Consider the following 19,244-nt stretch of genomic DNA (forward strand, 5'->3'; position numbering starts at 1 on the left):
ACGCGCGGCTCAGCCGTGCGGGTTGAGCACCGATCGTGCGATTGCCGCACGGCCGGCCACCTCGACCGCGGCTGCCGGGAGCGAAGGAGCCGCCCCTTCCGTCGTTACCGCTGGAGGAATTCGAGGGCCTTGCCGACGAACTGCCGGTGAAACTGGAAGATGCCGCCGTGCCCGGCGTCGGGGTAAATCACCAGCTCGCTGTCGGGCAGGCGCCGGGCCAGGTCGGTTGAGTTCGTGGTCGGCACCATCCGGTCGCTCTCACCGTTCGCGACGAGTGTGGGCTGGTGTATGACGGAGAGGTCGTGGGGCCGCTCCAGGCCCCAGCGGTGGATGGCGGCGAGCTGTGTGAAGTAGGACGTGAGGGAGATCGCCTTGTCCCGGCTGGCGGTGCGCTCCTTCAGCCGGGCCAAGAACTCCTTACCCGCCCGACGCCCGTTGCGGGTCCTGGTGAAGAAGAGGAACTGCTTCGGGTCCTGGAAGGTGAGCAGTGCCCGGACGGTGTCCAGGTGCGAGAGCCTGGTGACGTTCTTGATGCCCTCGCCGCCGGCCGGCCCCGTGCCGGCGAGGATCAGTTTGCGCACGAGCCGAGGTTCGTCCTGCACGATCACCTGGGCGATCATGCCGCCCATGGAGAAGCCCAAGAGGTCGACCTGGTTCAGGCCGAGCGCCCGGATGAACGTGACGGCGTCCTTCGCCATCGCCTGGATGGTGTTCGGCGTCGAGCCGGTGGAGGCACCGACGCCCCGGTTGTCGAACGTGATGACCCGGTGTTTCGTGGCGATGCCGTCGACGACCCTGGGGTCCCAGTTGTCGAGGACGGCGGCCAGGTGCGTCACGAACACCACCGGGACGCCGGTCTTCGGGCCGAGCTCACGGTAGGCGAAATCGACGCCACCGGCGGAGACGGTGCGGTTCGGTGCGTTCTTGTATGACGTCACCACGCCGTCTCGTGCTTCTTGACTGTTATTCACGATTAACTCCTCTTTGGGTGGGATTCCGTGAGCCTTGTGTGCGAGCCCTTCAAGCGGGGCGACGGGGTGGGTCGCGTGCGGTCGGGCCTTTCGCCGCGCCCTGGCGTCGATTGAAGTATGGTCGTAATATGATTGCTCCGCAAGCCCGCGGACCCCACGAGATGCAGAGGAGGCGCACATGAAGGCCTTCGTCGTCGAGCGCTACCACAAGGACGGCCTTCGGGCCGCCGACGTGCCAGAACCCCGGCTGGGAGACGGTGACGTCCTGGTCCGGGTCCGCGCCGCCGGCGTCAACCCGCTGGACTCGAAGATCCGCGACGGCGAGTTCAAGCTCATCCTGCGGTATCGTCGGCCGTTCGTGCTCGGAAACGACGTCGCGGGCGTCGTCACACGCGTCGGCCCTGCGGTGCGCGGGCTCAAGGTGGGCGACGAGGTCTACGCCCGGCCCGGAAAGGACCGCATCGGAACGTTCGCGCAGCTCATCGCGATCGACCAGGACGACGTCGCGCTCAAGCCGGCCTCACTGTCCATGTCGGAAGCGGCCGCGGTACCGCTGGCCGGCCTCACCGCATGGCAGGCGCTCGTCGAGCGGGCGAACGTGACCGCCGGCCAGAAGGTCCTCATCCACGCCGGCTCCGGTGGCGTGGGGACAATGGCGATCCAGCTCGCCAAACATCTGGGCGCGACCGTCGCGACGACAACGAGCACCGCGAACGTGGACTGGGTGAAGAGCCTCGGCGCTGACATCGTCGTGGATTACCGGCATGAGGACTTCGCGGCGGTCCTCTCCGGCTACGACGTCGTCCTGGATTCGCTGGGCGGCGAGACGCTCGCGAAGTCGTTGACAGTGGTGAAGCCCGGCGGGCTGGTGATCGGCGTCGCCGGCCCGCCGGATCCCGGCTTCGCGAAGGAGATCGCAGCCTCAGCGGTACTGCGCGTGGCCATGACCCTGCTCAGTCGCCGCATCCGGCGGCAGGCGAAGCGATGGGGCGTGCGGTACTCGTTCCTGTTCATGCGGGCCAGCGGGCCGCAGTTGCGAGAGCTCACCACCCTCATCGACGCCGGACATGTGCGCCCGGTCGTGGACCGGATGTTCCCGTTCGACGCGACGCTCGAGGCGCTCGCGTACGTCGAACAAGGCCACGCCAAGGGCAAGGTCGTCGTCACGCTGGACTAGCTCGACGCCGACATGGGCACTTCTACATGGACTTACGGTCATACTTTAATGATGGAACGAGTGTCGCCCGGATTATGATCATAATTCAATAGGTTCGGGTTCTGTCGGCGTCCGTCCGCTTCAGGACCGTGAGCGCCTACACGCTCACTTCGCGGTCCTGCTGATGTTGGGCGCCGCGCTCGGCGACCGCTTCGGCCGCCGACGGCTGTTCGTCATCGGGCTCGGGATCTTCACCGTCGCGTCGGCCACCGCACAGCCGGCCACCGGCGACATGCCGGCCGGTGCCCAAACCACCGTCTGCATTCACCCGTCACCACACCGCAGGCCGACCTGCACGTCCGGTCGGTCCGGCCGGCCAACCCGATTCCCCATCCGATGAACCACGAGAAGGAGCAGAACAATGAGAGGCACAGTCACCGTCATCGACAAGGGCAACGTTCGGGTGCACAGCTACATGGCGCCCGCCCGCAGCCTGAACGTCACCACCCAACTGATCGAGACCCCGAGCCGACTCATCGCGGTGGACGGTCAGGTCACGGTCGCGGACGCCGAGGAGGTCGTCGCATACGCCAAGGGGCTCGGCAAGCCGCTGGACCGGCTCATCGTCACCCACGCGCACCCAGACCACTACCAGGGCGCGGGCCGCTTCAACGCACCCATCCACGCGCTCGCGGTCGTGCGTGATCAGATGGCCGCGCGCGGCGACCTGCAGGACCTGGACGGCGTCCCGAGCATGGGCAACGGGGCACCGCGCGGGGCCGTGCGCACGCCGTACCTCGCAGTGCGTTCCCTGTCGGCGGCTCAGAGCCGGACGATCATCTTTCCGACGTTCTCGCCGCGCATCAACGCGAGGAAGGCGTCCAGGGTGTTCTCGAGGCCGTCCACGACGGTCTCCCGGTGGTGCAGCTTGCCGGCGAAGATCCAGCCTCCGGCTTCACGCACGAACTCCGGCTGCAGGTCCATCTCCTCGGTGACCATGAACGCCAGCATCCGCGACCGGGTCACGGACATGTTCCACAGGTTGCGGGGCCCGACCACTTTCTCGTCGTTGTACTGCGAGACCATCCCGCTGAGCACGATCCGGGCGTGCAGCTTGAGAGCGCCGATCGCCGCTTCGAGGTGCTCGCCGCCGACGTTGTCGAAGAACACGTCGATGCCGTCCGGCGCCACCTGCGCCAACTGCTCGGCGACCGGCCCGTTCTTGTAGTTGAACGCCGCGTCGAAGCCGTACTCCTCGACCAGCAGCTTGACCTTGTCGTCCGAGCCGGCACTGCCGATCACCCGGGCGGCGCCCTTGAGCTTGGCGACCTGGCCAGCCACGCTGCCGACCGCGCCCGCCGCGCCGGAGACGAAGACCGTGTCGCCGTCCTTGACCTCGGCGAACCGCGTCATGCCGATGTACGCGGTGAAGCCGGGGACGCCGAGCACGCCCAGGTAGGCCGGCAGCGGCGCCAGCTGCGGGTCCACCTTCACGGCGGCCGCCGCGTCGAGGATCGCGTGGTCGCGCCAGCCCAGGACGTGCACCACGTGGTCGCCGGGCGCGAAGCCCTCGGCGTTGGACGCCAGGACCCGGCCGACTGCGGGGCCGTCCATCGGCGCGCCCACCTCGTACGGCTCGATGTAGGACTTCTTGTCGCCCATCCGGCCGCGCATGTAGGGGTCGACCGACAGATACTCGTTGGCGACCAGGATCTGCCCCGCGCCTGGCGCGGGGATCTCCACCTCGCGCAGGGCAAACTCGGACGGTTGCGGCCAGCCCTGCGGGCGGGCCCGCAGGTACCATGCGCGCCCGATGGTGGGCAGCGTCTGCTCGGACATGACGATCAAGTCCCTTCGACAAGGCTTTATATTACGATCATACGACCATAGCCTGAGGGAAGATTCGGGGGCAAGGCTCTCCCGATGATTAGATTATGCTCGTAATTTCACTTCGAGGCTTCAGGGGCCCTCGGCGCTCAGCAGCATGAGAGCGCTCCGGATGCCTTGCTCAAGGATCATGTCGGCGAGTTGCCGGTCGGCCAGCGCGCGGGAAAGTTGCAGCGTCCCGACCATCAGCGCGTAGACGATGAACGTCTGCACCCGCGCCGACTGCGGATCGTGCGGCGCCACCCGGGCGGCGACGTCGTCGATGACGGCGAGCACGCCGTCGGTGTACGCGCGCCTGGTCGCGTCCGCGCAGCGGGCGATCTCGTCGAGTAAGGCGGCGGACGGGCAGCCGTACTCGGGGCCGTCGCGATGCTGAACCGAGAGGTATGTGCGCAGGATCTGCTCGACCCCGACGCGGCCGGGCGCCGCTGCGCCCACGGCCTCGCACTGTTCGCGGAGCTGATCGGCGACCGCGGCAGCCACCAGGTCGTCCTTGGAGTCGAAGTGGGCGTAGAACGCGCCGTTGGTCAGCCCCGCCTCGGCCATGACTGCGGCGATCCCCGAGCCGTCGATGCCGGCGGCCTTGAACCGGCGGCCCGCCATCTTGATGATCCGCCGTCGCGTCGCCTGCTTGTGCTCTTGCCCGTACCGCACCACGCACTCCTTCACTCGTCCGGCCGGTCGCAAGCCCGCCGCCCCGGACCCCAAAGAGTACGATCATAATTTAATTTTGCGCAGCCCTTGCCCCCCAACGCGCTTCCACCATATGGTCGTATGAGTGTAATATTAAAGTTGGGCTGACAACATGGCCGACGCGGTGCTCGGCGCCGCGATGGCCAACCTGATCGACCGTGCCGGTGACGGCGTGGTCACGAGCTACCTGCACACCGGCTGGTGGCCCACCTTCAACCTGACCGAAGTCTCCATCAGCTGGTCCGCCGATCGCCTGCCGCGACCGGCACGCCGCGTTGACGGCGGCTCGCAGCCGGGCCACTTGTCGTGGATCACCTTGCCCCGCCGAACCCTTCGATCGTCACGGACGAGAACAGCGGTGCGAGACGCGGGCCATCCATCGGCGGCCCCACTGTCACTCAACCGGTCTCCTCGTGCCACGCCTGCGCAACAGCTCGTGATCTTCTCCCGATCGTACCGGTCGTTTCCAGGCCGATGACCTATCAGATAGGGACAGGCGCATCGTGGGCGCCCCCCATCCACCCACGCCCCTTCGCAACCTCCCTGACTTGCGGCGGAGGCTTATCGTTCAATTCCGGCCGGATACTCCCAAGACCCCGTTCCTGCGTTCCAAAGCCCAAACTCCGTCGATACTTGGTGGGTTGATCACGTCGTCCGAATCCGCGGAAGCCGTGCTGGTAATCGTCGACCAGGACGGTGCCCTGCTGTGTGACATGGCCGGCGGCAGTCCGGCGCTGCCGCGGATGCGGTTCGACGTCAGGTTGCCGCCGATGGACAGCGAGCTGACCGATCGCGTTCGTCGCGAACTCGAGCTGACCACGGTGGTCCTGGAGCCGTTGGACTTTACGACAGTGGTACTGCTCGCGGCAGATGGGGCGCGGCCGGTATCCGCCGATGGGTTCGCGTGGCACGGGCATGATGCGGTGACCGGGCAGAGCCTGGTACTCGACGCCCGGACGGCGCGATCCCGGCCGCCCGCCCCCGACTGGTTCAGGCCCGGCTGGTTCGAGCGAGCCGAGTCCTACATCGACGGGGAGATCAAGGCTGCCGGTCGCCTGCGGCTCGGTCCGAGCCGCCAGATCAAGCACTGGAGCATGTCCGCCGTGCTCCGCACGCCGACCGACCGGGGTGACATGTACTTGAAAGCGGTTCTGCCGAGGCTGGCTCGCGAACCGGACATCACTCGGTACCTGGCGTCATTACGCACTGCTCCATTCGCCACCATCACCGCGATCTCACCCGGTGACCGCTGGTGGCTCGCCGAGGACTTCGGTGGTGTGGACGGTCGGGCCCTCTCCCAAGAGCAGCGTCGCGCATGCCTGACCCAGCTGGTCATGGTGCAGAAGGAGACCGTTCATCGCGGGGACGAGCTGATCGCCGCGGGGTGTGTCACGCTCACTTCGGCCTCGCTGGCCGACGGCGTGCGATCCATCCTGGCCCGCGACGACATCTGGCGGGCACCCAGGCTTGCCAAGAACCTGGGCCGGGCGCTGACCGACGAGGAGGCCGACCGGCTGCAGGCACTGACGCCGTATCTGGTTGAGTGCGCCGAGCGCCTGGACGAGGCGGGCATCCCGGTGACGATCGTCCACCGCGATTTCCACCCAGGCAATGTGGTCATGCGCGACGACGGGATCCTGTTGCACGACTGGAGCTTCGCCACCGTCACGAACCCGTTGTTCGATCTGGCCTCATGGCTGCACGACGCGTCCGAGCCGGACGCCGCGACCTACCTCGACGCCTGCTTCGCCGCCTGGGCCGACATCGTCGCTCCGGAACGGATGCGGGGTGCGTGGCGCGTGGCGAAGCCGCTCTCCGCGGTGGTGGAGCTGATGAAGCTGATCGAGCTGGCCGACATCGTCGGACCGGATCACGACTTCAACTGGCTACCGATGACCTACGGTTGGGGCCGGCGGCTGCTGAACGCGGCCGCCGACCCCGACCTGACCATCAACGGTTGGCGATAGTAAGGCTCATCGGCCGCATTCGAGGACCGCTTGAGGCCGGGCACGGACGGTGCGCCTGACAGTGAAGGTGCCTCTTCAGAGGAAAACGCGAGCAATGTCAAGCCACTTGTCCGCGTCCTCACCGACTGCTGTGAGGTCGGTCTCGGCTCGGGACCTGCGTTGGGTGACTCGAAGGCAGAAGTCCAAGGCACTCCCCTGAACCCGTTGCCTGGCATCTTCTGGCCCCCATGCCCAGGATTGGCCGTCGGGACCGGTCAGCTCGACACGGAACGGCTCTGCCGGACCAGGCAATTGGGCAGCGTAGAACGACAGCTCTCGCCCGACCACTCCCAACGAGGCCACATGCTGGAGCCGACCCGTCGGACGCCGCGAGACACCCAGCGCGTCGAAAACGTCCTGCCCGTGAGCCCACGTCTCCATCAGTCGAAGCGGCACCATAAGCGCTGCGGTCAACTGCGAGCCGTACCACGGAAACCCCTGGTCCAGGGGAAGGTCACGGAGCTCCGCCGCCACCTCGGTTCGACCGGCGCGCCATTGTTCCAGCAGCACCGATCGCGGTTTGGCCGCTCCCGCTGCGGCGTCGAGATCAGCGTATTGGCTGCCTGCGGCTTCCGCCTGCTTCAGCACAGCGTCGAACGCCTCCGGAGTCCGAACAGCGATGAGAACGTTCGCATCAGCTGCGGCGAGATGAGCGATCTGGTGGGCGATCGTCCACCCCGCTGCCGGCGTAGGCTTCGACCAATCGGCCTGCGCTGATACCAGCGCGTCAAGCTCATCACCTTCAGCCACCAAGTCGGGCAGAGCCCGATCGCGCTCTACACCGGACAGGTCAAGGCCATAGTCCAACATCGGTGTCACCTTCACATTGACAGGTAAAGTTGATCTAGTGTGGTCAGGCTACCTGAGGTTGATCGGGCCCACGCGTCCCCGACACTGCCCCTGACAGGACTGCGGAGACGGAACGTGGGAGAAGGATCCCCCTATTCTGTAGTCCGTGGTGAATCGAGGGCATCCGGCATCGGGGGACGTACGCATCACGCGTGCGAACGCGCGCTTCCAGCAGTGGCAGGCGCTGCTGGGCAACCGGGCCAAGCGGCAGCGGGCCGGAGAGTTCCTGGTCCAGGGCGTACGCCCGATCAGCCTGGTGGTCGAGTTCGGCTGGCCGGTGCATGCGCTCATCTACGACGCCGAGCGGCCGCTGTCGAACTGGGCCGAGCAGATACTGAAGGCGGCCGGCGGCGAGCGGGTGGCCATGGCCCCCGACCTGTTGCGAGAGCTGGGCGGCAAGGACGAGGACATACCCGAGCTGGTGGCGGTGGCCGGGCTGCCGGACGATGAGCTGTCCCGCATCCAGGTGGGCCCGTCCTTCCTGGGCGCGGTGTTCGACCGGCCGAACAACCCCGGAAACATCGGGACGATGGCGCGCTCACTGGACGCGTTCGGCGGCTCGGGCCTGATCGTCACCGGCCACGCCGCCGACCCCTATGATCCCCGATCGGTGCGGGCCTCCACCGGGTCGTTGCTGGCGTTGCCGGTGGTGCGGCTCCACTCTCACCGGGAGGTGCTGGCGTGGGTGGAGCGGCTGCGCGCCCAGGGGCTGCCGCTGACGGTGGTGGGCACCGACGAGAACGGCACCTGCGACGTCGCCGACCTGGACCTGACCGCCCCCACCCTGCTGGTCATCGGCAACGAGACCACCGGACTGAGCGCGGGATGGCGGCAGGCGTGCGACACGATGGCACGCATCCCGATGGCCGGCTCAGCCAGCTCGCTGAACGCCGCCAGCGCGGCGACCGTGGTGTTGTACGAGGCCGCCCGCCAGCGTCGAAGCCACACCGTATGAGCTTTTCGGCACGCGATCATCAGATCCTGGTCCATCGCCTTTACATTGTAGATTAATAACGACCTAGTCGATCACACGTCGACCGCCCATCCGGGATACCTCTCGACGAAGGTGGCGCCCGCTCCCCCGGCCCGACTTCATCAGGGCCGGTCACGCACTCGAGGCGGAAGGGGCGGCCCGCCGAGTCCGATGTGCGCTATGTCTCATCCGCGGGCCGTTACGCGGGGTGCGTGGCCGGTGTCTCCATGCCGAGTCCATCGCACAAGGGAGACATGATGAACGCGAACGTCGAGGTGGTCGTGGTCGGCGGCGGGTACGGGGGCGTGATGGCGGCCAACCGCCTGGCACGGCGCGATGGCGTGTCGGTGACCCTGGTCAATCGACGTCCCGACTTCGTCGAGCGGATCCGCCTGCACCAGCTCGTGACCGGCTCCGATGACGCGGTCGAGGGCTTCGGCGAGGTTCTGGGCGGGAACGTCCGGCTGGTGGTCGACGCCGCGACCCGGATCGACGCGGCCGCGCGCCGGGTGTCGCTGGCGGGCGGCGGCACGGTCTCGTACGACTACCTCATCTACGCGGTGGGCAGCGGCGCCGCCGATCCCGGCGTGCCCGGAGCGGCGAAGTTCGCTCATTCGGTGTCGGACCTCGAGGGGGCGAAACGACTGCGGTCGGCGCTGGCCGCGGCGCCCGCGACGGCTCCGGTGACCGTGGTCGGGGCCGGCCCGACCGGTATAGAGACCGCGGCCGAGCTGGCGGAACTGGGCCGCAAGGTCACCCTGGTCTGCGGCAACGTACTCGGCCCCTACCTGCATCCCCGGGGCCGCCGCCCGGTCGCCCGACGGCTCGCCGAGCTGGGTGTGACCGTCCTCGAAGGTCCGCGCGCGCGGGTGACGGAAGTGACACGCGACGCCGTACAGCTCGACGACGGCCGCGTGCTGCCGAGCGCGGTGACGATCTGGACCGCGGGATTCCGGGTCCCGGACCTGGCCGCCCGCAGCGGGTTGCGCACCGACACCGAAGGCCGCCTGCTCACCGACGCGACGCTGACCAGTGTGGACGACGTACGCATCGTCGCCGCTGGGGACGCGGCGGCGATGACGGACCGGCCATTCCGGATGAGCTGCCAGGCCGCCGTGCAACTGGGCGCGGGGGCCGCCGCTACGATCCTGCGCCGGATCGCGGGGAGAACACCCGCGCCCGTCCGGTTGATGTTCGCCGGGCAGTGCATCAGCCTCGGTCGGAACGGAGGCGTCACCCAGTTCTCCTACCTGAACGACAGGGCGAACCCGCTTCGCATCAGCGGGCGGCTCGGTGCCAAGGTCAAGGAGTTCGCCTGCCGGTTCCCCCTCAACCAGTTGGCGTCCGGGGCACGCAAGGCCAGTTCCCGCGCATCCCACGGCGACAGCGCCGCTCGCCTGGAAACGCCTCAGCCGAAACCCCGCACGACGCCGTCCGACACCCGACGCGGGGCCTGATCAGTGGCGAGGCTCATCTTCGTACCGGGTACATATCCACGGCCGCCTTCCGGCAGGTGGGACAACCGCGAGAGAGCGAAACGCACGACATGAACGACCCCGACTCCGCGACCGAGGCCTTCGTCGCCCACCGCGACCTGCTGTTCACCGTCGCCTACGAGATGCTCGGATCGGCGGCGGACGCCGAGGACGTCCTCCAGGAGGCCTGGCTGCGGTGGGTCAAGGTCGACCTGGCGCAGGTACAGGACCAGCGCGCCTACCTGGTACGGATCACGACCCGGCAAGCACTCAACCGGCTACGCACCCTCAAACGACGCAAGGAGGCCTACGTCGGCCCCTGGCTGCCCGAGCCGCTGCTCACCGCGCCGGACGTGGCCGAGGACGTCGAGCTGTCCGAGAACCTGTCGCTGGCACTCATGTTCATCCTCGAAACCCTCTCACCGACCGAACGCGCCGTCTTCGTGCTGCGCGAGGTCTTCGACATCGACTACGACGACATCGCGGCCGCGATCGGCAAGAGCCCCTCCGCCGTACGCCAGCTCGCCTACCGCGCCCGCCGGCACGTCGACGCCCGCCGGCCGCGCACACCGGCTTCCCCGGAAGAAGCCCGGGCAGCGTTGCATTCGTTCCAGACCGCGCTGGTGACCGGGGACCTGCAGGGGCTGCTCGACGTACTCGCCCCGGACGTTGTTTTCGTCAGCGACGGCGGCGGCCTCAAGTTGGCGGCCCTGCGGCCGGTCGCCGGCGCCGACAAGGTGCTCAGTTACATGGCCGGCAGCCTCGTCAAGGCCGGCGGCACCTTCACCAGTGAGCCCACGACGATCAACGGCAACCTCGGACTCATTCTGCGCCTGGACGGCGTGATCGACGGCGTGCTGGCCTTCCGCGTGGAGAACGCCCGCGTCACAGGCCTCTACTACGTCCGCAACCCCGAGAAGCTCACCCGCGTTGAGTCCGAAACCCCTCTTACCTCCCGCTGACCGTCCCCCTCTCCGCCGGGGGGACTCAGCCAACCAAGGAGTTCCACAATGACCACTACTGCCACCGGCACCCACGGCGGGCTACCGCGCCGGTCGGGGCTCGACGGTTGGAGAGTGATCACCTGGGTGATGACGGCGGCCGCGCTGGCTGTGGCCCTGATAGCACCGCTTTCCGGGTCGGCGCCCTACATGTTCGTTCTGCTGCTGTCGATTCCGCTGGCGTTCATCTGCGGCGTGCGTCGCTACGGGGCGAAGGCGCTGCTGCTCTTCTTCGCCGTGACCTTCGTGGTGAGCAACTTCTTCGAGAACCTCAGCATCTCCACGGGCTTTCCCTTCGGCCACTATCACTACACCGGTAGCCCGAAGCTGATCGATGTGCCGATCTTCATCGGCCCCATCTACTTCGGCTTGGGTTACCTGTGCTGGCAGGTGGCCAACGTCCTGCTCGACGAGGCGGACACCCGGCTTTCCTGGCGGGCGGGCACCGGGCACCGCGTCAACGTGGTCGCCCTGCCCATGACCGCGGCAGCCATCATGACGATGTTCGACCTCGGCAGCGACTCGATCGCCTCGACCGTCAACCACTTGTGGATCTGGGAGCGGGGTGGCGGCGTGTTCGGCGTCCCCTACACCAACTACCTCGGCTGGTGGCTGGTCACCTACCTATTCTTCCAGATCTTCGCCCTCTACCTGGCCCGCCGCCAGGCACCCGTGCGAAGCACCGGGCTCGAACCGTCGCTGCAGTCGGTTCTCGTCTACGCGGGGCTCGGGCTCAGCACCATCCCCTATTTCGCGGCCGCCTCGGGCGAGGACATCACGGATGCGACCGGAACGGTCTGGAACGCGCACGCGCTCAACGAGACGATGATGACCATCAACCTGTTCACCGTGGTCTTCGTGGCTTTCCTCGCCTTGGTCAAGTTGGCACGCCACGACACCACCGGTAACACGATCCCCACTCGCGACACCGCGCTCCCCTTCGGCAGTGGCGGAGCGACGGTCACGTCGGTCGGCTCGGCCATCAACCGGGCGAACACCTCCGTGTAGCGCACGGCCGCGTCCGGAGCACCTCGCCGCCGGGCCGGAACATCCCCAGGACTACCAGCTCGTCGCCCGCCACAGCGGCAAGTGCGTCGACGTCAGCGGCATCTCGACCGCTGCCCGGGCTCCCGTCCACCAGTGGACCTGCACGCGGCGCTCTGGGGCCGATGACCACGCCTGATCGTGGTCCTATCGAGGGCTGTGCGCACCGGTCATGAGCGCGGCGAGGTCTTCGGGGTGCAGGAAGCTCGGCGGCGGAGGCGGCCCCCAGTTGAACAGGCCTTTGGCGCCTTCGAGGGTTTCCGGGGTCCACAGCTGGTCGTCGATGACGCAGTCCATGTCGGAGTAGTACTCGCTGAAGTTGCCCGCGGGATCTTTGAGGTACCAGAAGAAGTTGGATCCGGCGTGGTGCCGTCCCAGGCCCCACACGTGCCGCTCGGGGTGGTCCTCCAGCATGGCGAAGGCGCCTCGGCCGATCTCGTCGATGTCGTCGACCTGCCAGGAGGTGTGGTGCAGAAAGGTGACCGGGGCCCGCAGCACCAGGATGTTGTGGTGGTCGGTCGAGCAGCGCAGGAACGCCCCCGCGTCCTTGATGAAGTCGCTGGCCTTGAAGCCGAGCCCCTTGATGAAGAAGGCGCTGGTCACGGCCAGGTCGGTGGTGGCGAGCACGGCGTGGCCGAGCTTGCGGGGCCGGACCCGCCCTTCGCGCAGCACGCCGGGCGCGCGGGTGCCGGCCCTTTCCTGGCGTCCGGGCCCGTTGTACGGGGTGGCTAGGACCGCCTGCTGCTCGATCCGCGGTTCGACGCGGAGCACGGCGCGCATTCCGGTGACCGGCTCGTGGACGGTGAGGGTGTCGCCGTCGAAGGGAACCTCCAGTCGCGAGGCGACGGCGGCCAGATCGTCGGGGTGATCGACTCCGACGACGATCTCCACCAGCCGCCGGGTCGCCGTGGGCACGATGCGGAGCTGCCGGCCGCCATCCTGGGTGGAGAACCAGCCGTCGTCCTCGGGCTTCAGGCCGAAGTCGGTGTAGTAGGCGCCCGTCTCCGCGGTGTTGGGGACGCCCATGGTGATCGAGCTGAGGCGGTGCAGGGACATCAGTGGCCTCCTTCGATGAAGGTCTGGTGGAGCTCGCCGATACCTTCCACGTACGAGACGAGCTCATCGCCCGGCGCCAGCCAGCGCTGCGGATTACGGCCGAGGCCGACCCCGGCCGGTGTGCCGGTGAAGATGACGTCGCCGGGCAGCAGCGGCAGCACCGCCGACAGCTTCGCGATCAAGGCGGGAACGGAGAAGACCAGGTCCCGGGTACGGCCCTTCTGCATCTCCGCACCGTTGATGGAGCAGCCGAGCTCGAGCTCGTCCAGGTTGGCGAACTCCTCCAGCGAAACCAGCCAGGGCCCCATGGGCGCGAACCCGGGAAAGGATTTGCCCAGGCCGAACTGCGGTGCGGGTCCGGCCATCTGGGTGATCCGCTCGGACAGGTCCTGCCCCGCGGTGAGTCCGGCCACATACTCCCAGGACGGTTCGGCGTGATGGGCGCGCTTGCCGATGACGGCGACCAGTTCCACCTCCCAGTCGGTGTGCCCGCCCGGCGGCAGGGCCACCTCCGTGACCGGTCCGGTGATCGCGGAGGCGAACTTGGTGAAGACCGGCGGCAAGGTGTCGGGGACGGCGAAGCCGGACTCCGCGGCGTGCTCGCGGTAGTTGAGCCCGATGGCGAACACCTGGCGCGGCGCGGGCACGGGTGCGCCGAGGTCCCGTTCGTCGAACGCGGCGCCGTCGGGCAGTTCGGCCGCGGCCGCCCACGCGGTGAACTCCTGCCAGCGGTCATAGACGGCCTGGGGGTCCGAAGCGAACAGCCCGTCGCTGGCCTCAGCGACGTCAACGGCTCTGTGGTGCCGGATGAGGACGAGCCGACCGGACAGGTTGGCGACTCTCATGAAGTCTCCTAGATGAGCGGGGTGATCTGGTCGTCGACGCCGAGCAATGCCTTGCCGTACACCTCGAAGCCGATCTGGGGGACGGCGACGGCGTGCCGGGCGGCCACGTTGGCGTCGCGCCAGATGCGCTGCAGCGGGTTGACCTCGGCGAAGCTGCCCGCTCCATGCGCGTCGAGGAGGGTCTGGATGGCGGCGACCACGTTCTGCACGGCGACGCCGGTGTCGGAGCGCACGCGTGCCCGCAGGAGCGTCGGTGGATACTCGCCGCGCTCGGCGAAGGAGTCGATGTCGCTCGCAGCACGTACGGCGTGCAGGTACGCGGTGTCGATGCGGTTGGCGGCCTCGGCGATCTGCAGCTGGAAGGCGGTCGATTCGGCCTGGGTCTCGTAGAAGGTGTAGGAGATGGCCTTGCGACCGGCCCGCTCGGTGACGTAACGCAGCGCGGCCCTGCCGAGCCCGATCTGCGGCGCTGCCAGCACCAGCGCCAACACCGGCACGAACGCGGCCCGATAGAGCAACTCGTCGGTGTGCTGGGTGCCGTAATCGCCCTCGATCGCGGAGGGAACCGACAGCACGCGATGCTCGGGTACGAAGACGTCGCCGACGATGAGGCAGTTGCTGCCCGTACCGCGCATGCCGGCGACGAACCAGACGTCTTCGATCTCGAAGTCGGCTCTGGGCACCAGGACCAGCGCCTGGTCGACGACCTCGCCGCTGTCATCGGTGAGGGGGACGCCGAGCACGGCCCAGGTGGCGTGCCAGGAGCCGGAGTTGTAGAACCAGCGGCCTGAGACCCGCCAGCCGCCCTCGACCCGGCGGGCGCTGGAGGAGGGGGTGAGGACGCCGGAGACCTTGACCTGCGGGTCGGCGAAGACCTCTTCCTGAGCCTGCGCGGGGAACAGCGAGGTCAGCCAGTTGCATACGTTGATCAGGGTGACGACCCACGCGGTGGACCCGTCGCCCTCGGCCACCTTCGCCGAGACCTCCAGCATGGTGCGCATGTCGGTACCGAGCCCACCGTACCGTTTGGGCACCGAAAGACGGAACAGACCGGCCGCGCCCAGCGCGTCGATCACCTCGTCCGGGACCCGCCGGTCCTCCTCGGTCTTGGCCGCCTGCTCGCGCAGCAGCGGCAGCAGCGCTTCGGCGCGCTCCACCAGCTCGTCAGTGGTTTCCATCGTCATCTCCTCAAAGCGTCGACGTGATCGGTGATGGCCCGCCGTGGGCGGCGGGCGAAGCCGGAGTGGGTGCCGAACGTGCGGTGGCCGTACACCAGCGGCGCGGCGGTGACCGTACGCGCATGGGTGACCAGACCGAGAAGCAGCAGGTGGTCACCGCCCTCGACCGCCTGAGTCAGCCGGCAGGCCAGCCAGCCCGGCGCTTCCTCCAGGCAGGGCAGGCCGTTCTCGACGTGCCACGGCACACCGGCGAAACGGTCGGCGGCGCGCCGGGCGAAGGTCAGCGCCAGGTCGTCCTGAGCCTGGCCGAGCACGTTCACGCCGAATCGCCGGCTCGCCAGGATGAGACCGAGCACCGCGGAGGAGCGATCGAGGGCGACCGTCACCATCGGCGGCCGAAGCGACAACGAGGCGAACGCGCTCACGGTCGTCCCGTGCGGTGTCTTGTCCTGGGCGGCGGCGGTCACGACCGTCACCGGAGCGCACACTCCGGCCATGAGGTCGCGGAACTCGCGGTCTGTCACCATGCTCGCTCCAATTGTTCATGATGATTACGGGCATATTGCAACCGAAGTCCAGGGCACGTCAAGGACGATGGGCGGTATTGTTCATGAAGGATTGAGAGGAGATCTCGTGGTAGGCAACGATCCGGCGCTGCGGCGCGCGGACTGGGACAAGCCCGCGCTGCGCCGAGCCCAGCAAGCCGCCGACAGCATCGCCGAGCTCGTCGCGGCGACCGAGCCGGGGGCGCGGCTGGGCACCCGGGAAGAGCTGCGCGCGAGGTGCGGCGTGTCGGTCGGCACCTTCAACGAAACGCTGCGGATCCTGCAGGCCCGTGGGCTGGTGACGGTGCGCCCCGGGCCTGGCGGGGGGCTGTTCGCCGCCGAGCAGTCGCCCATGGTGCGACTGGGCAACTCCGTTCTGGCCCTGGACGCCCAGCAGACCGACGTCGCCGACGCCGTCCGCATCCGCGACGCACTCGACCCGCTGCTGATCGAGGACGCCCTGTGGCACGCCTCCCCCGCCGACCTCGCCGGCCTGCGGGACCGGCTCGGCGTGATGGCCGAGGCGGCCAAGGGCGGCGACGCGGCGGCTTTCGTGCACGCGAACTGGAAACTGCACGCCGCGATCGCCGAGATCAGCCCCAATCCGCTGCTGCGCTCGCTCTACCTGAGCCTGCTCGACCTGATCGAATCCCACACGCTGTCGGTGCTGCCCGGGGACGGCAAGCCGCTGCCGGACTACATCAACGAGCGGCTCGCCCTGCATGCCGGCCTCATCGACGCGCTCGAACGGCGCGACCGGGATGAGGCGATCCGGCTCATTCACGCGCACAACGTCACCGCCTGACGCGCGAACCCAAAGGCCGCGCGACGCTCTTCACCTCACAGAAACGCAGCCGGATGGTCCTGGATCCGTGGACGCGATCAGGCTGTGGCGACTTCGAGCCTGGTGACCTGGGCGGTGAGCTCGCGCGCGGCCCGCATCACGGCCTGGGCGACGTCGACCACCTGAGCATCGCCGACACGGTGCGACAACGCGGCGATGCTCACGGCGGCGACCACCACGTCGTCCTGGCCGAACACGGGCGCGGCGACGCCCAGCACGTCGGGGTCCAGTTCGCCGCGCGAGGCGGCATATCCCCGCTCCCGGATCTGCGACAACCGCTCACGCAGCAGCCCCGCGTCGATCAGTGTGGCGTCGGTGAAGCGGGCGAGGGGCCGGCGCAGGATCTCCTCGACCACCTCGTCGGGCGCCCAGGCGAGCAGGGAGAGCGCCGCCGCGCCGGCGTTGATCGGCAGGACCTGGCCACGTTCGTACGACAGCCGCAGAGCCTGACCGCTCTCCTCGCGTTCGAGACAGACAGCGGACAAGCCGGTGCGGCGGGTGAGCAGGACCGGGAAGCCGGTCTCCCGAACCAGTCCGCGCATGATCGGCCGTGCCAGATCCGACAGGCCGATGCCCTTACGGGCGAGCCGAGCCAGATCGAGAACGCGGGGACCGAGCCGGAAGCCCGACCCACCGTCGTTCTCCTCCAGGAATCCCGTCGAGGTCAGGCTCTGCAGGTAGCGGTAGGCGGTGGAGCGCGCCACGTTCAGGTGCTCGGCCACGCGGCTCGCCGACAGGACAAGAACGTCGTCGTCGAACAGCAGCAGGATGTCCAGTGCTCGATCCGCAGTGGAGTTGCGGCTGCGGTATCCCGATGCCTGAGAGTCGATTCCTGACATGCGAAAAGGCTACTGGGCCGGCTGATACACGGGCCCGCCCTCGGCGAGCAGCCGTTCGGCCTCGGCGTAGATCTCCTCCGGGGCCAGGTCGAGGTTGAGCGTCTTGCGGAACGGTTGCCGGACGTCTCGGTCGATACGCAGATAGACCTCGTTGCGGTTGCCCTCCGGGTCGAAGAAGTAGATGCCGAAGGCGTTGCCATGGGTGACCTCCTGCTGGACCTCGACTCCCTCCTCACGGAAACGGTGGTGGAAGGTGATGATGTCGTCCAGGCTCTCCACCCGCCAAGAGATCTGGTGCTGCTGCTTGGCACCGGGCTCCGCCGTCCGGCCCGTCTGCAGCACGAACTCGTGATGTTCCTCATCCGGCCGGGAGCTGAAGAAGACGATCCCCAGGTCGGCGTCCTCATCCGTGACGGTCAGACCGAGCACGCGCTCGTAGAAGTCACGCATGAGCGGCAGGTCCCACACCCACAGCCCTGTGTGGCCAAGCTCCGCGATCGCCATCTCTTCTCCGATGTCTCGTTTTGCAGGATGTCTATCCTGTATTTCGATACAAAGATACGATGGGGCTCTCTATGTCGACAAGAGAGGGCTTTGTGATCGGCCGCACGGGACGGCACGTATCCAGGGAGAAGGCGTTGGACCACGTTGCCGGCTACACCGTCGTCAATGACGTGACCGTTCGCGACTACCAGCGACGCACCAGGGAGTTCCTGTCCGGCAAGACCTTCGAGGCCACCACTCCGGTCGGCCCCGTCCTGGTGACTCCCGACGAACTGGGTGGCAGCGAGCCCGACCTGGAGATCCGCTGCGACCTCAGGACACCTCGGATCGCTGAGACGTGACATGACGCGACACGTGTCACTCCACTCAAGAGCGGTCCGGCCGCAATGCCCGCCTTGCAGCATGACGTGACAGTGCATATCGCACCGATGTATCAAGTTGATATATCGGGCCGTCAGTTTGACCGGACACGGGAGCTGCGATGAGGCGGATCGACTACGACACGGAGCAGTACCAGGACTACGCGCGTGGCCGTGCGCTCGCCGAGCAGCAGCTGCGGACATGGATCGCTGCCTTTGAAGCGGTGATGCCCGAGCGGCGTCCGCTGGCGGGGCTGGACGTCGGCTCAGGGACCGGCAGGTTCACCCCGGCGCTGGCGCGGACGTTCGGGCCGGTCACCGGCGTCGAGCCGTCGGTCCGCATGCGTGAGGTGGCGCAGGCGCAGTCCCCGCATCCCGGTGTGCGGTATCTGGCAGGCTCCGCCGAGGACCTGCCGGTGCCGTCCGGCAGCGCCGACTACGCTCTCCTGTTCCTGTCCTGGCATCACGTCCAGGACAAGCCGCGGGCGGTGCGGGAGCTGGCCAGAGTGCTCAGGCCCGGCGGGCGGCTGCTCCTGCGCGCGAATTTCCGCGACCACCATCCCAGGCCGTGGTGGCTGGAGCACTTCCCCCGCGGCTACGAGGCGGACGCCGCGCTGTTTCAGCCGCTGCACGAGGTCATCGAGATGTTCACGTCGGCCGGCTGGCGCGTCACCGGCTTCGGCACGGTTACCGAGCCGTCCTCCGGCACGTGCGGTGACATGCTCGAACGGCTGCGCCTGCGCACCCTTTCCTTCTTCGCTCAGCTGAGCCCCGAGGAACTGGAGGCCGGCTTCCGCCGCCTGGAGCAGGCTGTCGCCGCGGATCCCGACGCACCGGCGCCGGAGTTCGCTGAGCCACTGCTCACGCTCGAACGGCGCTAGACGCGATATCGCACCCCACGCTTCCGCCTAGTGCCTGAACCGGCCAAGGTGTCGATCAGAAAACAACAGCGCCCTGACGGCATGTTGGCGATCGCGGACGTGGATCGTTCTCAGATCGCTATGGGGGCACTCCCCAAA

General features: G+C 68.0%; 22 protein-coding genes and 1 pseudogene. 12 read left to right on the top strand and 11 right to left on the bottom strand.

Annotation, left to right across the window (positions count from 1 at the left end; translation table 11 throughout):
- Positions 1-104 precede the first annotated feature (104 nt).
- Positions 105-971: an alpha/beta fold hydrolase gene (locus KME78_RS20630; protein WP_219530721.1), complete on the bottom strand. Its 867-nt coding sequence runs from the start codon at positions 969-971 to the stop codon at positions 105-107.
- A 178-nt stretch (positions 972-1,149) separates the two neighbouring features.
- Between KME78_RS20630 and KME78_RS20635 the strand changes: the two genes are divergently transcribed.
- A complete protein-coding gene (locus KME78_RS20635) occupies positions 1,150-2,148 on the top strand; it encodes an NADP-dependent oxidoreductase (protein ID WP_219530723.1) in 999 nt (332 codons plus the stop codon).
- A 144-nt stretch (positions 2,149-2,292) separates the two neighbouring features.
- Here KME78_RS20635 and KME78_RS20640 read toward each other — a convergent pair whose 3' ends face one another.
- Positions 2,293-2,451 (bottom strand): hypothetical protein, encoded by a 159-nt coding sequence (locus KME78_RS20640; RefSeq protein WP_219530724.1) that lies wholly within the window; start codon positions 2,449-2,451, stop codon positions 2,293-2,295.
- A 151-nt stretch (positions 2,452-2,602) separates the two neighbouring features.
- On the opposite strand from KME78_RS20640, the pseudogene KME78_RS68015 reads away from it, so the two are divergent.
- Positions 2,603-2,785 (top strand): annotated as a pseudogene (locus KME78_RS68015) (MBL fold metallo-hydrolase); the annotation flags it as partial.
- Positions 2,786-2,949: 164 nt separating this feature from the next.
- Here the strand turns inward: KME78_RS68015 and KME78_RS20650 are convergent.
- Together KME78_RS20650 and KME78_RS20655 are read right to left on the bottom strand one after the other, a co-directional pair.
- A complete protein-coding gene (locus tag KME78_RS20650) occupies positions 2,950-3,966 on the bottom strand; it encodes an NADP-dependent oxidoreductase (protein ID WP_219530725.1) in 1,017 nt (338 codons plus the stop codon).
- A gap of 120 nt (positions 3,967-4,086) precedes the next feature.
- On the bottom strand, positions 4,087-4,668 hold the full coding sequence (locus tag KME78_RS20655) for a TetR/AcrR family transcriptional regulator (protein WP_219530726.1): 582 nt from the start codon (positions 4,666-4,668) through the stop codon (positions 4,087-4,089).
- 151 nt (positions 4,669-4,819) lie between these two features.
- Here KME78_RS20655 and KME78_RS64460 point away from each other — a divergent pair, with 151 nt between their 5' ends.
- Both KME78_RS64460 and KME78_RS67215 read left to right on the top strand, forming a co-directional pair.
- Positions 4,820-5,185 carry a signal peptidase II gene (locus KME78_RS64460; protein ID WP_246651470.1) on the top strand — a complete coding sequence of 122 codons (366 nt, stop codon included), beginning with the start codon at positions 4,820-4,822 and terminating at the stop codon, positions 5,183-5,185.
- A 25-nt stretch (positions 5,186-5,210) separates the two neighbouring features.
- Positions 5,211-6,674 carry an aminoglycoside phosphotransferase family protein gene (locus tag KME78_RS67215; RefSeq protein ID WP_219530727.1) on the top strand — a complete coding sequence of 488 codons (1,464 nt, stop codon included), beginning with the start codon at positions 5,211-5,213 and terminating at the stop codon, positions 6,672-6,674.
- 75 nt (positions 6,675-6,749) lie between these two features.
- On the opposite strand, the gene KME78_RS20670 is transcribed toward KME78_RS67215, so the two are convergent.
- Positions 6,750-7,523 (bottom strand): TIGR03084 family metal-binding protein, encoded by a 774-nt coding sequence (locus KME78_RS20670; protein WP_219530728.1) that lies wholly within the window; start codon positions 7,521-7,523, stop codon positions 6,750-6,752.
- A gap of 145 nt (positions 7,524-7,668) precedes the next feature.
- On the opposite strand from KME78_RS20670, the gene KME78_RS20675 reads away from it, so the two are divergent.
- The 5 genes from KME78_RS20675 to KME78_RS68020 all read left to right on the top strand — a co-directional run bounded on the left by KME78_RS20675 (position 7,669) and on the right by KME78_RS68020 (position 12,194).
- Positions 7,669-8,517, top strand: a complete 849-nt coding sequence (locus tag KME78_RS20675; protein WP_308127050.1) for a TrmH family RNA methyltransferase — start codon at positions 7,669-7,671, stop codon at positions 8,515-8,517.
- 272 nt (positions 8,518-8,789) lie between these two features.
- Positions 8,790-9,992 carry an NAD(P)/FAD-dependent oxidoreductase gene (locus KME78_RS20680; RefSeq protein ID WP_246651471.1) on the top strand — a complete coding sequence of 401 codons (1,203 nt, stop codon included), beginning with the start codon at positions 8,790-8,792 and terminating at the stop codon, positions 9,990-9,992.
- A gap of 89 nt (positions 9,993-10,081) precedes the next feature.
- Entirely contained in the window at positions 10,082-10,972 is an 891-nt protein-coding gene (locus KME78_RS20685) for an RNA polymerase sigma-70 factor (protein ID WP_219530729.1), read from the top strand.
- 48 nt (positions 10,973-11,020) lie between these two features.
- Positions 11,021-12,019, top strand: coding sequence for a carotenoid biosynthesis protein (locus KME78_RS20690; protein ID WP_219530730.1), 999 nt, complete (start codon positions 11,021-11,023; stop codon positions 12,017-12,019).
- On the top strand, positions 11,958-12,194 hold the full coding sequence (locus tag KME78_RS68020) for an RICIN domain-containing protein (RefSeq protein WP_219530731.1): 237 nt from the start codon (positions 11,958-11,960) through the stop codon (positions 12,192-12,194). The genes KME78_RS20690 and KME78_RS68020 overlap by 62 nt, the downstream gene beginning before the upstream one ends.
- Before the next feature lie 8 nt (positions 12,195-12,202).
- On the opposite strand, the gene KME78_RS20700 is transcribed toward KME78_RS68020, so the two are convergent.
- From KME78_RS20700 to KME78_RS20715, 4 genes are read right to left on the bottom strand one after another with little or no spacing between them, the layout of a single operon-like run.
- Positions 12,203-13,111 carry a VOC family protein gene (locus KME78_RS20700; protein WP_219530732.1) on the bottom strand — a complete coding sequence of 303 codons (909 nt, stop codon included), beginning with the start codon at positions 13,109-13,111 and terminating at the stop codon, positions 12,203-12,205.
- Positions 13,111-13,956 carry a fumarylacetoacetate hydrolase family protein gene (locus KME78_RS20705; protein WP_219530733.1) on the bottom strand — a complete coding sequence of 282 codons (846 nt, stop codon included), beginning with the start codon at positions 13,954-13,956 and terminating at the stop codon, positions 13,111-13,113. The genes KME78_RS20700 and KME78_RS20705 overlap by 1 nt, the downstream gene beginning before the upstream one ends.
- Positions 13,957-13,964: 8 nt before the next feature.
- Positions 13,965-15,134, bottom strand: a complete 1,170-nt coding sequence (locus KME78_RS20710; RefSeq protein WP_246651472.1) for an acyl-CoA dehydrogenase family protein — start codon at positions 15,132-15,134, stop codon at positions 13,965-13,967.
- 2 nt (positions 15,135-15,136) lie between these two features.
- Positions 15,137-15,661, bottom strand: a complete 525-nt coding sequence (locus tag KME78_RS20715; protein ID WP_219530735.1) for a flavin reductase family protein — start codon at positions 15,659-15,661, stop codon at positions 15,137-15,139.
- Positions 15,662-15,767: 106 nt separating this feature from the next.
- Here KME78_RS20715 and KME78_RS20720 point away from each other — a divergent pair, with 106 nt between their 5' ends.
- Positions 15,768-16,484 (top strand): FadR/GntR family transcriptional regulator, encoded by a 717-nt coding sequence (locus KME78_RS20720; RefSeq protein WP_219530736.1) that lies wholly within the window; start codon positions 15,768-15,770, stop codon positions 16,482-16,484.
- A 77-nt stretch (positions 16,485-16,561) separates the two neighbouring features.
- Here the strand turns inward: KME78_RS20720 and KME78_RS20725 are convergent, their stop codons facing one another.
- Complete coding sequence (locus tag KME78_RS20725; protein ID WP_219530737.1) at positions 16,562-17,362, bottom strand: IclR family transcriptional regulator; 801 nt, start codon at positions 17,360-17,362, stop codon at positions 16,562-16,564.
- Between the two features lie 9 nt (positions 17,363-17,371).
- On the bottom strand, positions 17,372-17,866 hold the full coding sequence (locus KME78_RS20730) for a VOC family protein (RefSeq protein ID WP_219530738.1): 495 nt from the start codon (positions 17,864-17,866) through the stop codon (positions 17,372-17,374).
- A 71-nt stretch (positions 17,867-17,937) separates the two neighbouring features.
- Between KME78_RS20730 and KME78_RS20735 the strand changes: the two genes are divergently transcribed.
- Positions 17,938-18,207 (top strand): fumarylacetoacetate hydrolase family protein, encoded by a 270-nt coding sequence (locus KME78_RS20735; protein ID WP_281428792.1) that lies wholly within the window; start codon positions 17,938-17,940, stop codon positions 18,205-18,207.
- A gap of 140 nt (positions 18,208-18,347) precedes the next feature.
- Positions 18,348-19,106 (top strand): class I SAM-dependent methyltransferase, encoded by a 759-nt coding sequence (locus KME78_RS20740; protein ID WP_219530740.1) that lies wholly within the window; start codon positions 18,348-18,350, stop codon positions 19,104-19,106.
- The last annotated feature ends 138 nt before the right edge of the window (positions 19,107-19,244 follow it).

Origin of the sequence: Nonomuraea guangzhouensis (assembly GCF_019396345.1) — a bacterium.
GTDB lineage: Bacteria > Actinomycetota > Actinomycetes > Streptosporangiales > Streptosporangiaceae > Nonomuraea > Nonomuraea guangzhouensis.